Source organism: Rheinheimera gaetbuli, from assembly GCF_054781935.1.
Genome location: NZ_BAAGTL010000001.1, coordinates 385,891 through 403,063 on the forward strand (window position 1 = coordinate 385,891; position 17,173 = coordinate 403,063).

The following is a 17,173-nucleotide window of genomic DNA, read 5'->3' on the forward strand; positions in this document are numbered from 1 at the left end:
TATGCTCCGGTTACCTAAGTGATTTAATGGCATAAAGCGCCTGCAGATACGACTGCTGGGCGTTGGCATACAGCGGTTGCAACGGAGTCACCGCCACACCGTTTAAGCTGCTGTGGTACATGCCGCTCTGTACAGGATATATCAGGGTATTAACATCATGGATCATAAAAACCTCTTTGTTGCTATGGCCCAGGTATAAAGCAACATGACCGGGAAAATACAGCAGATCGCCAATTTGTAACTGCGCCAGCGCGGCCAATTTGTCGGTGGCACTGCTGTCGTCGTTGGTAAACCGGATATTACGCCCGAAGCTGCCATTGCCCTGTTGCCCCGAGTTACGTGGCATCAGCAGGCCAAAACTGCGGAACACTTCCGAAATAAACCCGGTGCAATCGCGGCCGTTGTAGTCATGGCCCCAGCCGTAACGCTCGCCAAGAAATTTAAACGCTTGTGTAACAATATTGCGCTCAGTAAATGGCAGATAACCCAGGCTTACGTCAGCACTGCGTGGGATCAATGCCGGGATCAGCCGCAAGCTACCATCATCCAGCCGCTGTGGTAATTGCACTATGTAACTCGCTGCCGGGTTTTGCCCATAAAGCCTATGGCCAGTTTCACTGGCATTTAGCAGCGGCAATCGCACGCCCATATCCAGCTGCAGCTCAGAGATAGCGGCAACCTCCGGATTAAAAGCCGTGTTAACTTTAGCGCCGCTCACAACGATAAATGGCTCGCGCTGGCTATAGGCCAGAATTTGCGCTTTGTCACCGATGGCAAGGTCGTCTCTGTGCACCCAACCGGTATAGTTGTAGCTTTGCACCAATAACCAGTTATCGTCCTGGCTTTTGTGCAACACCGCCACTGGCTCGGCAGGAAACAGCGCGGTTTCACTAAAACGATCTAAATCAAGGTTCATCTGTTGGTTAAAAACCCGATCACGGGTGGGAAAAGCGCGCACAGCCGTGCGCTTTACCACTAAAGCAAACTGCAGCGGGTTGGCTTCCTGCAGCATGTCAAGCGCCAGCAATGCACGGTATCGCTGCCAGGCCGCACTATCCAGCTCTGTACCATCGGCATAGAAGCGGCTGCTACGCGGTATTGCACTAACCTGATCTATTTTTGCCGCCAGCTCGGTTTTACTGAGCGCCAGTGGCAGGCTTTGTAGGGTTTGCAACTCGGGTTGTAGAGCAAATGTATCGCTATTGCGCTGGGTTATTTGCTGCGGGCTAAGCAATACCTTGTCGTGCTGCGCGCCAGGCAACCAGTATTTGCTGTGCAGATGGTCGGCAGATAACAGAGGAACATCTGAGCTAAAGGGTAAGGTTGCTGCCTCAAGCATTAAAGCGCTAAGACAACACAGTAGCCCAAATATTTTTCGCATGCAGTATTCCTTTTATACCATTGTTTTTTACTAGTTTAGTTGTAAACAGCTGGTATTGATTTTTGCAGAAGGAATGAAATATTCCAATAAATTACAAAATTAAGCATAATTTATTTTCCAAAGGAAAGAAATATTGCTATGTTAATTTTGTGCAGAAATTAAACATCTTGCACTTCAGCATAAACAGCGGGCAGCAGAACCCGAAACTGATGGATAGCGATAATAAGACATACCTGCAAATCCAGGAGAGAACGCGATGAAGTTAAATAAGCTAATTCAGGCTTTAGCACTTGCCGGCTTGAGTACACATATCTATGCCCAGGACGTTGAACCGCAAACCGACAATACCGATGCCAAAGTAGAACGCATCCGTGTTACCGGCTCCAGTATTAAACGCACTGCTTTGGAAGGCGCGTTGCCTATCACCGTATTTAGCCGCGCCGATATTGATGCTGCCGGTATTACCTCGGCGGAGCAGTTATTACTGCAAATGAATATTGCCGGTAACTCATCTGATAACCTGGCCAGTAATGGCGGCATCGTGTCCGAAGAGCAACGCGGTAATAATGGCGTGTCGGGCGCTAACCTGCGTGGTCAGGGCGCCGATGCGACTCTGGTTCTGCTCAATGGCCGCCGGGTAGCAACCCATGGCTTAAAAGGCCGTGCAGTTGATTTAAACTCTATTCCGTTTGCGGCGCTGGAGCGGGTTGAAGTGCTGCGTGACGGCGCCTCAGCGGTATACGGTACCGATGCCATTGGCGGTGTTATTAACTTTATTACCAAAAAAGATTATACCGGTGCTGAAGCGTCGGCCTTTGTCGATCATACCGAGGCCGGTGGCGGTAATATTTATCGCACTAACCTGCTATTTGGTACCGGAGATATTAATAAAGACGGCTGGAATGTATTCGGTACCTTGTCATACAAGAAAAATGAAGTACTGGCTGGCAATGACCGAGACTTCTCAAATACGTTCCAGCCAGAGCGTGGTTTGTCGCCCGATACCCGCGGCACACCTTTTGCCACCGTGTTTAACCGTGGTGCCAGCCAACCTAACCTTATCGGTACAGGCTTAACTGACCCACTGGATGGCCAGTCTGTGATTGCGGTAAATATTCTCGATTTACCAGGCGCTGCAGGCTGTGAAAGCGGCGGTGACATGATGGGGCCTTACGATCAAAAATTGTGGAGCTCAGAATCATCACGTTATGCCTGTGCCTGGGACTACCCGGCGGCGGCACGTATTCAGCAACCGCAAGAAAGCGTCGACTTTATTGGTCGTGCCAGCTTTAAACTGGCCGAAGAGCATATGGCCAGTATCGAATTTGTTGCCTCACAGGTGGATGTCAGTAAAGCTTTTGAGCCTTATCAGATATCACCAAGTGGTACTTTTGGCCCAAACACCTGGTACCCCAGCACCGGCGCATCTTATGATGCGGTGTACAACGCGCTGGCCGATTACTTTGGCGCCGATCAGCTAAATTACGGCGAGCGTATTGCCTATCGCTGGCGTTGTATGGATTGTGGTGGCAGGGAGATCGACACGACAACCAAAGCCTATCGTTTTTTGGCAGCGTTTGAAGGTGTGGTTGCTGACTGGGACTACAATATTGGTATATCCCGCGCCTCCAGCGAGTCCGATTCTCAGTTGGGTGGCGGGTACTACTTTACCGACGCCTTGCAACAAGTGTTGGGCAGCGGCGACCTTAACCCGTTCCTGCTGCCGGGTCAAAGTCAAACTGCCGCAGGCATAAATGCGTTGCAGGCCGCATCAGCACGTGGTGTTGTGTTATACGGCGGCGAGTCTATCATGACACAAATTGACGCCACCTTCTCTGGTGAGCTGCCATTGGAGCTGCCGGGTGGCAATATTATGATGGCGGTTGGCACCGACTTACGCCGTGAAGAATTTAAATTTAACGGTGATGAACGCGCCGAAATGCGGCCGGTATTTTTGGCACCGTTTGATAATGCCAACGTACTGGAAAAAGTCAGCCGTGATATCAAAGCGGTATTTGCTGAAGTTTACCTGCCGGTGCTGGACAATCTGGACGTAACATTAGCCGGCCGATACGACAAATACGACGGCTTTGGTAGTACGACCAACCCTAAAGTGGCCTTTAGCTACCGGCCGCTGGAGCAACTGCTGATCCGCGGTGCGTTCAGTACCGGTTTTAAAGTGCCATCATTTAACCAGCTGTTTAACGGCATTACCGAGTCACAATACACCGGCCTGGACTTAGCCGACCCGGCAAGCTGCCCGGGCGGTGTAGCCGACGAAACAGTACCCGGCTGTGAACGTATTCAACCGGTAGAACTGTTTGGCGGCAAGCCAGATCTGGCACCGGAGGAGTCTGAGCAAAAAAGCTTAGGTTTTGTGGTAGTACCGACCGACAACTTCAATTTCAGCCTCGACTGGTGGGAAATTGAGCGTACAGATACCATTCGCTCTGCACCGCGCGACGTGCTGATTGAAAACTATAACTTGTTCACCAGCAACTGGATACGTAATGCCAGTGGCGATATCGTAGCCATAGACCGGCGCTATATTAACTCTGGCGGCACCCTGACTCAGGGTATCGAGCTGGACGTTAACCTAACCGGTGAGCTGGCCGGTGGTGCCTGGAAAGTTAACTTAAATGGCAGTTACATCGACACCTTTAAGAGCAAGGGTATCGACAGCCTGCCGTATAGCGAAAATCGGGTTGGTGAATATGTGCGCTACTACAACCTGCCCATTAAATGGAAGCACACGCTTAACTTCAGCTATGTGCTTGGTGACTGGAGCCACAGTTTAACCCAGCTGTATCGTGATGGTTATAAAGACGAGTTGCCGGTTAGCGTACGCAACGGTACCTATGTACCAGCGCAATGGGATCCTAATGTCGATGCGTACATTACCTACAACTACAGCGTTACCTACGGCGGCATAGATAATATGAAGCTGACGTTGGGCATCAAAAACCTGTTTGACGAAGATCCGCCGTTTACCGCGCACCAAAACGACTTTGCTGCCGGTGCCGCCTGGGAGCCGCGTATTGCCGACCCACGAGGCCGCGCTTATACCCTGCTACTGGAATATAAGTTTATGTAAGTTTGCTCGGCACCTTAGCTAACGTTAGGGTGCTGAACTTTTGTCATGGAAGACAGCTATGTTACGCCGTACCTCGTGACATAGCATCCCAGTTGTTCCTGGAATTTTTGCCCGCCTTGTGCGGGCTTTTTTACTGGCAATAAAAAGCAAAAAAACCGCAGCCTGAATAGCTGCGGTTTCTCTTTGAAGTGGTGTGAGCCGGCCATTAAGCCGGGTTTTGTGCTCTGTTGCCAGAGTGACAATCATTCCTCTAGGACTTAAGTCACCTTAAGCCTCAAGCAATCTACCCGCCCCCAACGCGGGCCGCGCCAAAGGGGGCCTATTTGATCTTGCTCCGGGTGGAGTTTACCGTGCCACGAACTGTTACCAGCCGCGCGGTGCGCTCTTACCGCACCCTTTCACCCTTACCTGATCCCACTTGCGTGGGCCATCGGCGGTTTGCTCTCTGTTGCACTGGTCGTAGGCTCGCGCCCCCCAGGCGTTACCTGGCACCCTGCCCTGTGGAGCCCGGACTTTCCTCCCCCTGCTTGCGCAGGCAGCGATTGTCTTGGCCAACTCACGGGCGCAATTATACCGGTTTTATTCTGTTTCACCAGACAATTGCAGTGCCACTTTGTACAAGGTGTTTTTCTTACCACCATGAATTTGCGCCGTTAACGCCGCCGCCTTTTTAAGGGGCAACTCTGCCAGCAGCAATTTCAGGGTGTTAAGTTCCGCTTCACTCACTTCGGTATCAGCTTTTGGCGTTGGCGCTATCATCAGTACCATCTCGCCCTGACAGCGCTGTGGATCTTGTTCCAGCCAGGCGGTGATCTGTGCCGCTGTACCGTACTCCAGATGTTCAAAGGTTTTGGTTAGCTCTTTGGCCAACACCAGCTCACGTTCGGCACCAAATACTGCTGTTACATCTTGCAAGCTATCTTTTATCCGTCTGGCGGTGTCATAACAAATAATAGTGCCGACCCCAGCCGGCACATCGGCCAGCTGGTTTTGTCGCTGCTGACTTTTTGGCAGCAAAAAGCCAATAAAATGGAATTTGTCGGTGGGTAAACCCGCTGCGCACAACGCGGTTATCAATGCGCAAGGACCTGGGATAGGGATAACCCGTACACCCGCATCACGGCACTGGCGCACTAAGCTGTACCCAGGGTCACTTATCAGCGGCGTGCCGGCATCAGACACCAGCGCCACACTCTCACCGGCCAGACATTTTTGAATAATACTGGCGGCACGTTGTTTTTCATTATGATCATGCAGTGCAATGGTTTTAGCGCTGATACCAAGGTGCGACAATAGGCGCCCGGTGTGACGGGTATCCTCTGCGGCTATCCAGTCAACCTGCTGCAAGGTGCTGATGCCACGTTGACTAATATCGTCCAGATTACCAATCGGCGTAGCCACTACATATAAAAAACCGTTTTCTTTTGCCATTATTTAATTTAAACACGCTATTTGTTTGAGCTTAACCTGCAGTCTCAGTAAGATAAGACCATTGTTTCGCTATGGTACTGCGCATTGTGACTTCCAGCAAATTAAAGCCCCTGTTATTTATCTGTATCAGCAGCCTGTTGCTAAGTTGCGCTTCGGGGCCCCAACAGACATCTACAGCTACCCCACAGCAAACCAAGCCCGGCGGCGCTAAAACCGAACAACAGCTGTCGGCCCGTGCGCTGTATGCCCAGGCCAGCCGCTATGAAGGCGAAGCACAGCACTATCATTTGCTTAAAGCAGCCCGCCAGGCGTTAGTTGAGCAAGATAACAAGCTGGCACTGGCCATAACAGAAAGCTTGCGGTTGACGGCGTACCCTTTGATACAGCGCCAGCTAAAACTACCGCTGTTACAAGCCTATATAGCAACAGAGCAACATAGCCATATTGCGCAATTAATTGATAATACTCAGATAACGTTGGTAGAGGCGGCAGATCAACAGCAGTTTATCTGGTTATCTGCGCAGTATCTGTCATCACAGCAGCGTTATTTGCAGGCAGCAAAGTTGCTGTTACAACTGACGCAAAACCCGGCAGAAAATACCCTGGCTAACACCAGTCTGGCACAGCAACAGGCTTTATTGTGGCAAAACCTGGCGGCATTAAGTGACAGCCAACTAGACGCGCTGCGCACCGGCGCCGGCCAATACAGCCTTGGCTGGTTAAACCTGGCACAGCTAACCCGGCGCTATATTGGCCAGCCGGCGCAACTGCAACAGGCATTTGAAGAGTGGCAAAAACGCTACCCGATGTTAACTGCCGGCCAGCCACTGCCCGAGGCTGCACTACAGCTATTAAACCTGACACCTTATCAGCCGCAGCGAATTGCCGTGTTACTGCCGTTAACCGGCCAGTTTAGCCAGCATGCCCAGGCGGTGCAGTACGGTATTTTGGCAGCAGCCAGTTTGCAAAACAGCGCAGAGCTCACCTTTATTGACAGCCAGCAAACTGCCGACGCGCTGGCGCAGCAGGTTAATCAAAGCCAGGCCGACTTTGTCATTGGCCCACTGCTTAAAGAGCAGGTAGATAGCATCAACCAAGCCACAGATTGGCCTTGGCCAACCTTGTTTCTTAACAGTAAAGACAGCAGCACACCCGCCAAAGCAGAGCGCTATTACTTTGCCCTGAGCATGGAAGACGAAGCGACCCAAATGGCGCAGCTGTTTCAGCAAAAAAACTACCGCCGGCCTGTAATTATTAGTGCCGCCAGCAATATCAACTTGCGGATGCAGCAACGGTTTATCAGTCAGTGGCGCCAGTTTGGCCACGACGCGCCAGAGCATTATCAGTTTAATGCCAAGGCCGATTTGGAAAGCCTGATTAATAAATTACTCGAAACAGACCGCAGCCGCGAACGGGTGAAAAGTATCAGCAATATGATCAGCAGCAAAGTGGAAGCCGAGCCACACAGCCGGTTGGACATAGATGCCATTTACCTGATTGCCGATCCGGTGCAGACCCGGCTGTTTAAACCTTTTGTTGATGTTTCGGTAAGCCCAACGGCGCCTAAACTGCCGGTGTATGCCAGCTCGCGTAGCCACAGCACACGGGTAGACAGCACTGACGTGCGCGACTTAAACGGCCTGACATTTACAGAAATGCCCTGGTTATTGGGCGAGCAAAACAGCGTTAAGTTACGCCAGCAATACCAGCAGATATTTGGCGAGCAGGACGAAACCCTGCAACGCTTATTTGCTATGGGCTTTGATGCCTATAAACTGCTTGGCAGCCTGCGACAGCAGCAACAGTTACCAGCGGCGGTATTTTCCGGCCTTACCGGACAGTTACGGCTAGACAATGACGGCAGCCTGGTGCGGCAATTAAGCTGGGCCACTTACCGTAATAACCGGCTACGCCCCATACAGGAACCCTAAGCCAGGATGAATAATCTGGGCAAAGAATACGAGCAACTGGCGCTGAGCTACCTGCAGCAACAGGGGCTTGTACTGGTGCAGCAAAACTATCAATGTAAGGCCGGTGAAATAGACCTGGTGATGCGCGATGGGGCCACGCTGGTGTTTATTGAAGTAAAATATCGTGCCAGCAGTGCCTTTGGCGGCGCCCTTGCAGCAGTGAGTTTTAGTAAGCAGCAAAAGCTGTTACGCAGCTGCCGCTGGTATTTGCAGCAACACCGTTTAAGCGACCAGCCGTGCCGGTTAGACGTACTGGCAATTGAGGGTGCAGCCCCCTATCAGTATCAATGGCTGAAAAACGCAATTTCACAGTAGTACTATTGGCAGGAACCAGGCATGCAGGAACACATTCGTCAGTTATTCAGTGAAAATATTCAAACCATGATAGCCGCAGGTGAAAGCCTGTCGGGCTCGCTGGAAAACGCTGCACTGGTTATAGTGCATAATCTGGTCAGTGGCGGTAAGGTGATATGCTGCGGTGATGGCGCTACCGCCGGTTTGGCAACCCATTTCGCTCAATTGTTGCTGGATAAGTTTGAAACCGAACGGCCCTGTCTGCCAGCACTGGCATTACAGCAGTACAGTAACAGCTTGCAACAGCATCAGCAGCAGGACTACCTGGCCAGGCAAATTAAAGCGTTAGGCCAAAATAATGATGTATTACTGGTGGTGTCTGCCAGCGGCAGTGAACCGAGCTTAATCAAAGCGGTCGAAGCAGCACTAACCAACGACATGAAGATAGTAGCACTTACTGTAGATGGCAGTTCCGAACTGTCGGGTTTGCTAAACCAGCAAGACGTTGAATTAAAAGTGCCGGCGCACCGTCCGGCACGTATATTTGAATGCTTTACCTTTGTACTGCACAGCTTGTGCGAAGTAATAGAGCTAACCTTATTTCCACAACAAGGAGATGTATGAACCGGCTTAAATTAATATCGGCCCTGGCATTACTGGCGTTATTGCAAGGCTGTGCCGCAGCCGTAGTGGCCGGCGGCGCAGGCGCGGTAACCGCAGCCAATGACAGGCGCACACTGGGCGCTCAGATAGACGATAAAAATGTGGTATTAAAAGCCCAACGAGCCCTGGCCGACAACTCAGTTACCGCTGAAGGCAGCAATATCAATGTCACCAGCTATAACGGCGTGATCCTGCTAACCGGCCAAACCCGCAATGAGCAAATCCGCCAGCAGGCGCAGGCACTGGTGCGCCAGCTCGATGGCGTGCGCGATGTGCAAAACCAAATACGTCTGGGTAATAACACCGCCCTTACTACCCGCACCCGCGACAGCTGGATCTCAACCAAAGTAAAAACCCAGCTGCTGGCCGATGAACAAGTAAGCGGCTTAAATATTAAGGTGGTTACCGAAAACGCCGAGGTGTTTTTAATGGGCCTGGTCAGTGAACAGGAAGCGGCCAAAGCCGTAGAAATAACCCGCCATGTAGAAGGCGTAGCGCGCGTGATACGCGCTTTTGAAATCCGTTAGCAACACCATGCAACAGGTTTGGCTTGCTATTCCTGTTGCAACTCAATCTTTCTACCCCCATCTCTGCATGCACTTTTGCTCACACACATCTAAATACCAACATCATTTACTTACTGTTTTCATATTGCTAATATCAGTGCCGATATTAAACCCATACATCCACAATTGGATTGCACTTCAAGTCAATGATGGTAGTACTGACTCGCAAATCTAACCGGCCTCTAAGCTTAAGATCAGGAAGATAAACGCATGCGAACTGTTTTACTTACCGGCTTTTTATTAGCAACACTACCCGTAACTGCTGAACAACTGTCAACCCCGCTGTATAACGCTGAACTTAGCCAACCAATATACGAATACCTCAACGAGGGAATTACATTACAAACTGCAGCAACCTTGAACGAGGGCATACTGGCCTATGCCGACCAGGTGGCGCAGGGTAATAAAGTTACGGTTGTCAGTAGTAACCTCGGCTTAGCTATTTATGTACTGGAAAACAACCAATACCGGTTAGCCCGCGAGATCAGAAAACCCGAGCTTGGCTTAAACAATAATGACACTATTGGGTTTATCAAAGTCTCAGAAACGGACGCCTGGTTAATCTACGGTGTTAACGGTAAAGCCGTATCTATTGAATTAGACGCACAATATCAACCATTACTCAGTAGCCGCAGCACAACCGAAGTCGGCTCGCTCAACTTAGCATCACTAAACAAGAATGTTGCTGTGTTTGCCGGCGGAACAACGCTAAAAACGTTTATTATTAGCAGCACCGACGGCAGCTTATCTGGACTTAGCACCGTGCAGCTTAACAAGGCGCCGTCAAATATTGCTATTGCTAACGGCACTCTGGCGGTTACTCAAGATTACTTCAATGACCCGCAAGAAAACCTAAAGCTATACCGCCAAACGCCAGATAATCAGTGGCAATATGTTAGCGGCCACACCATGAACATAGCCGGGGGCAATCATCTTGTTAAGTTCCTCACAGTAAGCCCTAATGGTCGATACCTTGTATACGGCAACAACACACAAGTTTACAGCCTGACCTTTACCCCTGAGACGGCACAACTAGAGCAATCCCAAACAGGGGTGCTGCCTGACGGTGAGTACTCTGCTATCAGCTTTGTCGATGACAGCAATTTTATCGCCAGCAACTATGACAAACTGTCACTAATTGGCAGCCAGAGCATGCAAAAGATGGCCAGCTTAAGTTTTCCTCTGCTTGAAAACCGGTTAAGAGACTTAGAATCAGGAGTCTCAACTATTACATTGTTAAACGAAGCCGGTTTAAGGCAATTAACCAAAACCGACCTGACACAACTGGCACATCTAAAACCAGGAGAGCAGGATCTGGTATTTAACCTTTCAATTCCGCCCTATCTGGCCAAACTTAACGATGATTTTTTACTTCAACGTACCCCCCGCAGCTGGAATCTATTCAGGCTAGACGATACAAGACTGCCAAAATTAAACCAGAGCGCGACCAATGAGCAGTTACTTGGCTTCGAGAGCAATGAGATTAGTTTCACCAGCCTCAGCCTTGGTAATGACATGTTTGCCATTTTGCAAGGTAGTCGCTATTCAGTGTTAAAGTTAGATAACGCTGCAGGGCAGTTGCAGCTGTTAAAGCACGGTACACTGAGCTTTCCTGACGCACAGCCAAGCTTTATTAGTGGAAAAAACATCGCCAACATTGGTAACAATTTACTTATCGCTGTCGGCAACAGTTTGAACCTGTTTCAATTAACGCCGGATAATTCGCTGCAATTTGTCTATCAAGCAGTAAATGGCGCTTCCGGTGTAACAGGCATCGCAGCTGTGCAAATGGTGTTTATCGCCAATGACCATATCTACACTGCAGACCAGATAAACCAATCAATCAGCCATTTTGTGTTACAAAATAATCGCTTACAGCAGCAAAACCAATACAACACTTATAGCTTTCCGACACTGCTTGGCTATTCATTACACGGCGACATTATTACGCTGCGTAGTAACACGTATTTGCAAATACTACGCCAGGCCACCGATGGCAGTTTAACCTTGATGACCAACCAATTTATGCGCATCAACGTTACTGAATGGTCCTTGTTTGGAAAGCGCTTTGTGGCGTCGAGGAACTTTCAGGATTTGCATATCTTAGAGCTTGATACCAATAGCGGCGCCTGGTTACCAGCATTGAGCATGGATAGCGCTTCAATAAGGCAAGAATTTGATGTGACCGCATCACAGTTTGTGTCGCTCGATGACGATCTGGCCATTTACGATAGTGACAACAAAAGGCTGGTAAGGCTGTCGCATAACAGTGCGCCCGCGGTATCAACACAATCAAAGTTGCAGCTAAGCCTCGATCAAGGCAAACCTTACCAGCTTGCGTTAACCTCTGTATTTACCGACGATGAAGCCGATGTAATGTCTTTTGGCTTGCAAAATGCAGCTAACAGCTTTGCTTTAACAGATGCTGGCGTTCTGACCTTTGACGGCCAGCTAGCCAGTGCTGGCAGCCTGGATATCACCGCTACCGACACCGCAGGCTTAGCTTCCATTGCCACAGTAAACTACCAGATTAACCTGGCACCAGTTGCTAAAACTGCGGTCCCGGTCATTACTGTTGCACAAAGCGATACGCTGCAGTTTGAACTGGCCCCCTACTACACCGATCCTGAGGGTCAGGCATTGCAGTTTACACTGACCTCAGCACAAAGCGGTGTTAATTTGTCAGCTGCCGGCTTACTAACTGGCAGGTTAGACACTGCCGGTACGGTAGATTTAAGCTTTAACATCAGTGATTCTGCCGGTGCTATTTCAAGCCATAGCGTGCAAATTAACGTTACAGCCAAAGCAAATACCGGCACAGGAACTGCTACCGGAGCTACAAAAAGCTCAGGCGGTAGCCTGCACTGGCTGTTGCTAAGCCTGCTTGCTGCGCTTGCCTTACCGCGCATCCTGCGTAAACACTAACAACGTCTAACCGGCTCAGAGCATTACAGCTCTGAGCCTTTCTAATTCCTCCAGGAAAAAGCGGGCTACGCTAATTTGCTTTAGCCAGCACTATCAGTACCACAGCCAAAGCGGCCAGCTGCTAAGCCGCAGCTACCCGAATGGCCTGAAGCTGGCTTATGAGTACAATGACTACGGTTATGTCGAGTGGGAGAAAAACGCTGCCAGTGGCTATGTGTATCGTCAGCATATTGCGCAAGATGCCTTTGGTAATATTACCCAGGCTAACCTGGGTAACGGTGTCACCGAGTATCGTGACTACGACAGCGCTACCGGCTGGGTACAAAGCCTGGAAGGCCGGGTTGGCGGCGTGGCGGTACATCAGCTTAACTACACCGGCTATGATAACTTCGGTAATCTGCTGGGCTACAGTAATGGCGCCACCGGGGTTAGTGAAAGCTATATCTACGATAACCTGCACCGGTTAGAAAGCCAAACCACCAGCGCTGCCGGCGTATCGGCTGCGGTGTCCTTTAGTTATGATGCCGTGGGTAACCTGCTAAGCAAGTCAGATTATGGCAGTAACTATCTGTACGGTAACCGGGCGAAAAGCCTGGGCGGTAATGCCGGAGCCAATGCGGTGCGCCGTGTCACTAAAACGGATGGCAGTACCGTTAATTTCAATTACGACAATGAAGGCAACCTGATAAGCGGTGATGGTTTAACCATTAGCTATAACAGCTTTAAACAGCCGACACAGATAAGCCGCGGCAGCAGCACCTTCAGCTTTACCTATGGTGCCAACCTTGAGCGACTTAAAGAAGTTCGCGATGGTTTAACCACCTATGAAATAGACAAAGCTTACGAGCAAAGCAGTGACGGCAGCTGGAAGGTGTATCTGGATGAGGTAGCCATAATTAGTCATAACAGCGAAGATGGCCATCGTATTGCCTACAGCCATAAAGACCGCTTAGGCAGCAGCATTACCTTTACCGACCATAATGGCCAGGTAACCGGACGCCGCCATTACGATGCCTTTGGTAAGCCACGAGCCATCAGCGGTGCGTTAATGGAACCGGCCCACCGGCCACGGCAGATAAACTTTACCGACATCGCCGGTATCAGCAATGCAGGCATAACCCGCCGCGGCTTTACCGACCACCGGCACTTAGATGAAGCCGAGTTAATTCATATGAACGGCCGGGCGTATGATTACAACCTCGGCAGGTTTTTGAGTGTTGACCCGGTAATTCAAAGTCCGGGAAACAGCCAGTCACTTAACCCCTATTCATACATAATGAATAATCCATTGGCTGGGACAGACCCGACGGGATATTTCGCAAATCATATTTCGGGTTGTGGGGCAATGTGCGACAAGTATGGTGGCGGTGGTAATATCGTTAATCATCAATGTATGGCTCTTTGCGTCGCAGCGGGAGCGTCTTCATCAGAAGATAAGCCAGATAATGGTGCTGACAAAGATATAACTGCATCTAAAGGGGCAGGCCAAGCAATAACAGATATAGGGACCCAACAGAAATTATCAGGGACAGGTTCTGTTGGTCAAAATGCTAATCAGGAAGATGGAGGTTATCTCAGCACCGCGAGTGGATTTGTTAAAGGTCTGGCTCAATCATTTTTAGACAGTCAAGCACAAGCTTTCGCTGGTGGTATAGGTATTCAAGATACGGATAGTATCCAATCTTCAATTCAAATATCTACTACAGAATCAGAGTCAGGGGGGGTTGAACTGGCAGAATCTGCTGAAAATAACGCAGGTATGCTGTCCTCTACTGTTGGCATGTTAGCAAACTTGCGTACCGCTGATTTCACTCCTGACCAAAACATTATAAGAGGATCTCTGTCATTACTGGTAACTGATGGGAAAATTGATGCAACAATGTTAAGAACCTTTGTTCCTGAACATATTCGAAACACGTTTGGTCCAACTGACGATATTCCTGCTGGCCAAAAATACAAATTCAATATTGGTGATACCAGAGTTGTAATTAAATGGCACTCTCCTCAAGGAATAGCAAAAATGAACTTTCCCAACCCCAACTCAGGCAATATGTGGACGGCACAAGTGCAAGTAGGAAATAAATTCTTAACTACGGACGGAAAATGGGTTAGGCAAGCTAAACGTGATGATACTCACATACCAGTTATAAGGTAATAAAATGAAAAAAATAAACTTTTATGAGAGTCTCCCTGAAACTGTGAGCCAAGTGCGAGTAGAGAGCGAACTAAGCGAGCTATTGGAAAATGTTGAGAGCTATAACTCTAGCCTTTTTTTGGATTGCTTATACGAATTATCAGTTCGACAAGTTCTTAATTATTGCTTGATTGACGTCCAGCTTAGAGAGCGGCTCAATATTGAGGTTATAAATAGATGGGACAGTTCTTCGGTTAATAACACGCAGATCTGTCTGAGCATCATTATTAACCTAGGATTGCAGGGCGCATATGACGAAATATTACGCCAAAAAGCGTCAATTGAAACTGTTGAAGTAAAAAATGAAATTCAAGAGGTGCTTCAGGAGGTTGGGCCATCTGTTGAGAATGTGGACGATATTGGTTGAACTTATAAGCTGTCCCGTTCATACCGTCCGCATGCTTTGGTTAGATAAAAACAACCGGATTTTGTTTGAGACTGAATCAATCTCCGGTTGTCAGCAAAAGCTGAAATTTGGCAGGAGTATCCGTCCAGCTAGGCTTCGGTGAAGCTGGACTGTAAACAACGGTGTTATTCGCGAGCGCCTTATTTACCAAATTTTTATATCAGGCATTGCAAGAGCTAAACGTTCGGGGTCAGATCCAATTGTTAACAAATACCATGACTACGATGCATTAGATGTCCATCTAGAGATAAGAGCTAGCGAGTTATTTTTCTAAAAATTATTTTTGTTTCTAAAGGACATAAAAGTGTACTTTTAAGAGTCCTTTATGTCGATTTATGTCCTTTACAGGTGCTGGGAAAAAGGTGGGAAAAAGGGGCGGAGCTAATTAGCGTTCAAGTGCTCTGCCCCTTGAACGCCGCTGAATAACTGTTGTTAACACTCTTGCAGTGCTTTTAGCACTTTAGAGTGAAACTCGCGGTGCTTCATAACCAGCATAACCACGACTGATGTCACCATAAACAGCACCGGATCGATAAACCAGGTTAATGCCGACAATGAAAAGTAAATAGAGCGCAGGCCATAGTTAAATGAATGGCCAGCCTGATCAATGACTTTGGACGCGCGGTTAGCATACAGCTGTTGATCTTCGGTTGTCATGCCGCGGCCATCGGGTGCGGCGCCAATTAACACGCCACAAAAGCCATACTGGCGCAGTGACCAGGTAAACTGAAAAAACGCGAACACAAAGATAAAGGTCAGTAGCAGTAGCTTTAGCTGCACCGCACTCTCGCTAAAACTGGCCCAGGGCACCAGGCCAGATAACATCAGGCTGAGCTTTTCGGCCGACGCCATGGCCGTTAGCAGGCCGGCCAGGATCAGCAACGTACTGGAAGCAAAAAAAGTGACGTTACGCTCCAGCGTTGAGATAAGCCCGACATCGGCCATTTTGTTATCGCGCAGCAACATTTTTTGCATCCAGTCGTTGCGTTTGCGCCGCAGTTCAAACGACAAGCAGCTGACCGACCGCGCCTGTTTTTTGGCAAACAGGGTGTAGCCAACCCACAGTAATAAAAACCACGCTACCGCAGCCATATCTAGTATTGCCATTAACCCCTCCTTATTTAGCGCAACGTTATACCGACGCGTTTGCCGCCAGCCGCCGCGCCCGGCGTTGCTGGCTGTTGTGACGCCAGGCATCAGCACTGTAAAACAATAACGCCAGCCAGATTAAACCAAAGGTAATAAAACGTTCGGCGGCAAAAGGCTCATGGTATAGCCAAACCCCAAAGACAAACATAAAACTGGGACCAATATATTGGAAAAAGCCCATGGTAGACAATTGCAAGCGCCGCGCTCCGGCGATAAAACACAACAAAGGTACCGTGGTGACAAACGCCGCAGCAACCAGATAGCTGTTTAATTGCCAGCTGTTATGCCATAAATTGGCCGCGCTGCTGTCGGCAAACTGCCACCAATACCATAGCGCCAGCGGCAGCAGTAATAAGGATTCAATAAACAAACCACTGATGGCATCAACCGCCAGTTTTTTGCGCATCAGGCCATAAATAGCAAACGAGCCAGCCAGTGTCAGTGCTATCCAGGGTACGGAGCCAAAGGTTAATACCTGCAACAATACACCACTGCCGGCTAACGCCACCGCCAGCCATTGCAGTTTGCGTAGCCGCTCGCCGAGAAACAACATACCCAGCACCACATTAAGTAATGGGTTAATGTAATAACCCAAACTGGCATCGAGCATATGGTTGCTGTTTATTGCCCAGATAAATAAACCCCAGTTACCACCGAGTAGCAGTGCCGACAGCAGCAGCCAGCCGAGCATTTTTGGCTGGCGTAGCACCGACAGCACTTTATCGCCTTGTTTTAATGCCACCAGCACTAACAACAGTAATAAAAACGACCAGACAATACGGTGTAACAGAATTTCCGTGGCGGGGATAAAATCTATCTGCTTAAAATACAGCGGAGCTAAACCCCACAAACTATAGGCACTGGCAGCAAAGATGCCACCCAGTTTTTGTTCACGACTTAACGACATGCAGGCAGGCTCCGGTTAAACAGCCGCTATTATACGCCTAATCTGTGCCGGTGCGCAGGACACTTTACGGTAAAAACCGGCCAGCCAGCGGGGTTTGCCGTTACGCCGTCAGGGTTTAAGTTCGGGCAAACAAGCTAGCGGCTGAATTTACTGTTTCAGCGCGCCGCTTTTGCCTTTAGAATACCGGCTTTAT

Annotated in this window: 12 protein-coding genes and 1 other RNA gene; 8 read left to right on the forward strand and 5 right to left on the reverse strand. The window is 49.3% G+C overall.

Translation table 11 applies throughout. The features are described from left to right. Positions 1-10 precede the first annotated feature (10 nt). On the reverse strand, positions 11-1,381 hold the full coding sequence (locus ACYVIC_RS01865) for an SH3 domain-containing protein (protein WP_460856754.1): 1,371 nt from the start codon (positions 1,379-1,381) through the stop codon (positions 11-13). A gap of 256 nt (positions 1,382-1,637) precedes the next feature. Here ACYVIC_RS01865 and ACYVIC_RS01870 point away from each other — a divergent pair, with 256 nt between their 5' ends. After that, positions 1,638-4,475 (forward strand): TonB-dependent receptor, encoded by a 2,838-nt coding sequence (locus tag ACYVIC_RS01870; RefSeq protein ID WP_460856757.1) that lies wholly within the window; start codon positions 1,638-1,640, stop codon positions 4,473-4,475. 190 nt (positions 4,476-4,665) lie between these two features. Here ACYVIC_RS01870 and rnpB read toward each other — a convergent pair. Both rnpB and rsmI read right to left on the reverse strand, forming a co-directional pair. Beyond that, an RNA gene (rnpB, locus tag ACYVIC_RS01875) (RNase P RNA component class A) lies at positions 4,666-5,034 on the reverse strand. A gap of 20 nt (positions 5,035-5,054) precedes the next feature. Continuing rightward, positions 5,055-5,906 (reverse strand): 16S rRNA (cytidine(1402)-2'-O)-methyltransferase, encoded by an 852-nt coding sequence (gene rsmI, locus ACYVIC_RS01880; protein WP_460856759.1) that lies wholly within the window; start codon positions 5,904-5,906, stop codon positions 5,055-5,057. 86 nt (positions 5,907-5,992) lie between these two features. Between rsmI and ACYVIC_RS01885 the strand changes: the two genes are divergently transcribed. The 7 genes from ACYVIC_RS01885 to ACYVIC_RS01915 all read left to right on the forward strand — a co-directional run bounded on the left by ACYVIC_RS01885 (position 5,993) and on the right by ACYVIC_RS01915 (position 14,885). Then, the gene (locus ACYVIC_RS01885; RefSeq protein ID WP_460856760.1) at positions 5,993-7,837 is read left to right on the forward strand and encodes a penicillin-binding protein activator; all 1,845 of its coding nucleotides are present in this window, start codon (positions 5,993-5,995) and stop codon (positions 7,835-7,837) included. A gap of 6 nt (positions 7,838-7,843) precedes the next feature. Then, positions 7,844-8,191, forward strand: a complete 348-nt coding sequence (locus tag ACYVIC_RS01890) for a YraN family protein (protein WP_460856762.1) — start codon at positions 7,844-7,846, stop codon at positions 8,189-8,191. 21 nt (positions 8,192-8,212) lie between these two features. Continuing rightward, complete coding sequence (locus tag ACYVIC_RS01895) at positions 8,213-8,794, forward strand: SIS domain-containing protein (RefSeq protein ID WP_460856764.1); 582 nt, start codon at positions 8,213-8,215, stop codon at positions 8,792-8,794. Next, on the forward strand, positions 8,791-9,360 hold the full coding sequence (locus tag ACYVIC_RS01900) for a BON domain-containing protein (protein ID WP_460856766.1): 570 nt from the start codon (positions 8,791-8,793) through the stop codon (positions 9,358-9,360). The genes ACYVIC_RS01895 and ACYVIC_RS01900 overlap by 4 nt, the downstream gene beginning before the upstream one ends. A gap of 249 nt (positions 9,361-9,609) precedes the next feature. Beyond that, the gene (locus ACYVIC_RS01905) at positions 9,610-12,324 is read left to right on the forward strand and encodes an Ig-like domain-containing protein (protein ID WP_460856768.1); all 2,715 of its coding nucleotides are present in this window, start codon (positions 9,610-9,612) and stop codon (positions 12,322-12,324) included. A 214-nt stretch (positions 12,325-12,538) separates the two neighbouring features. Then, the gene (locus tag ACYVIC_RS01910) at positions 12,539-14,479 is read left to right on the forward strand and encodes an RHS repeat domain-containing protein (protein WP_460856770.1); all 1,941 of its coding nucleotides are present in this window, start codon (positions 12,539-12,541) and stop codon (positions 14,477-14,479) included. 4 nt (positions 14,480-14,483) lie between these two features. Beyond that, a complete protein-coding gene (locus ACYVIC_RS01915) occupies positions 14,484-14,885 on the forward strand; it encodes a hypothetical protein (protein WP_460856772.1) in 402 nt (133 codons plus the stop codon). 471 nt (positions 14,886-15,356) lie between these two features. On the opposite strand, the gene ACYVIC_RS01920 is transcribed toward ACYVIC_RS01915, so the two are convergent. Both ACYVIC_RS01920 and rarD read right to left on the reverse strand, forming a co-directional pair. Beyond that, positions 15,357-16,031 (reverse strand): DUF599 domain-containing protein, encoded by a 675-nt coding sequence (locus ACYVIC_RS01920; protein WP_460856773.1) that lies wholly within the window; start codon positions 16,029-16,031, stop codon positions 15,357-15,359. Positions 16,032-16,056: 25 nt separating this feature from the next. Continuing rightward, positions 16,057-16,980, reverse strand: a complete 924-nt coding sequence (gene rarD / locus ACYVIC_RS01925; RefSeq protein ID WP_460856774.1) for an EamA family transporter RarD — start codon at positions 16,978-16,980, stop codon at positions 16,057-16,059. Positions 16,981-17,173: the final 193 nt, after the last annotated feature.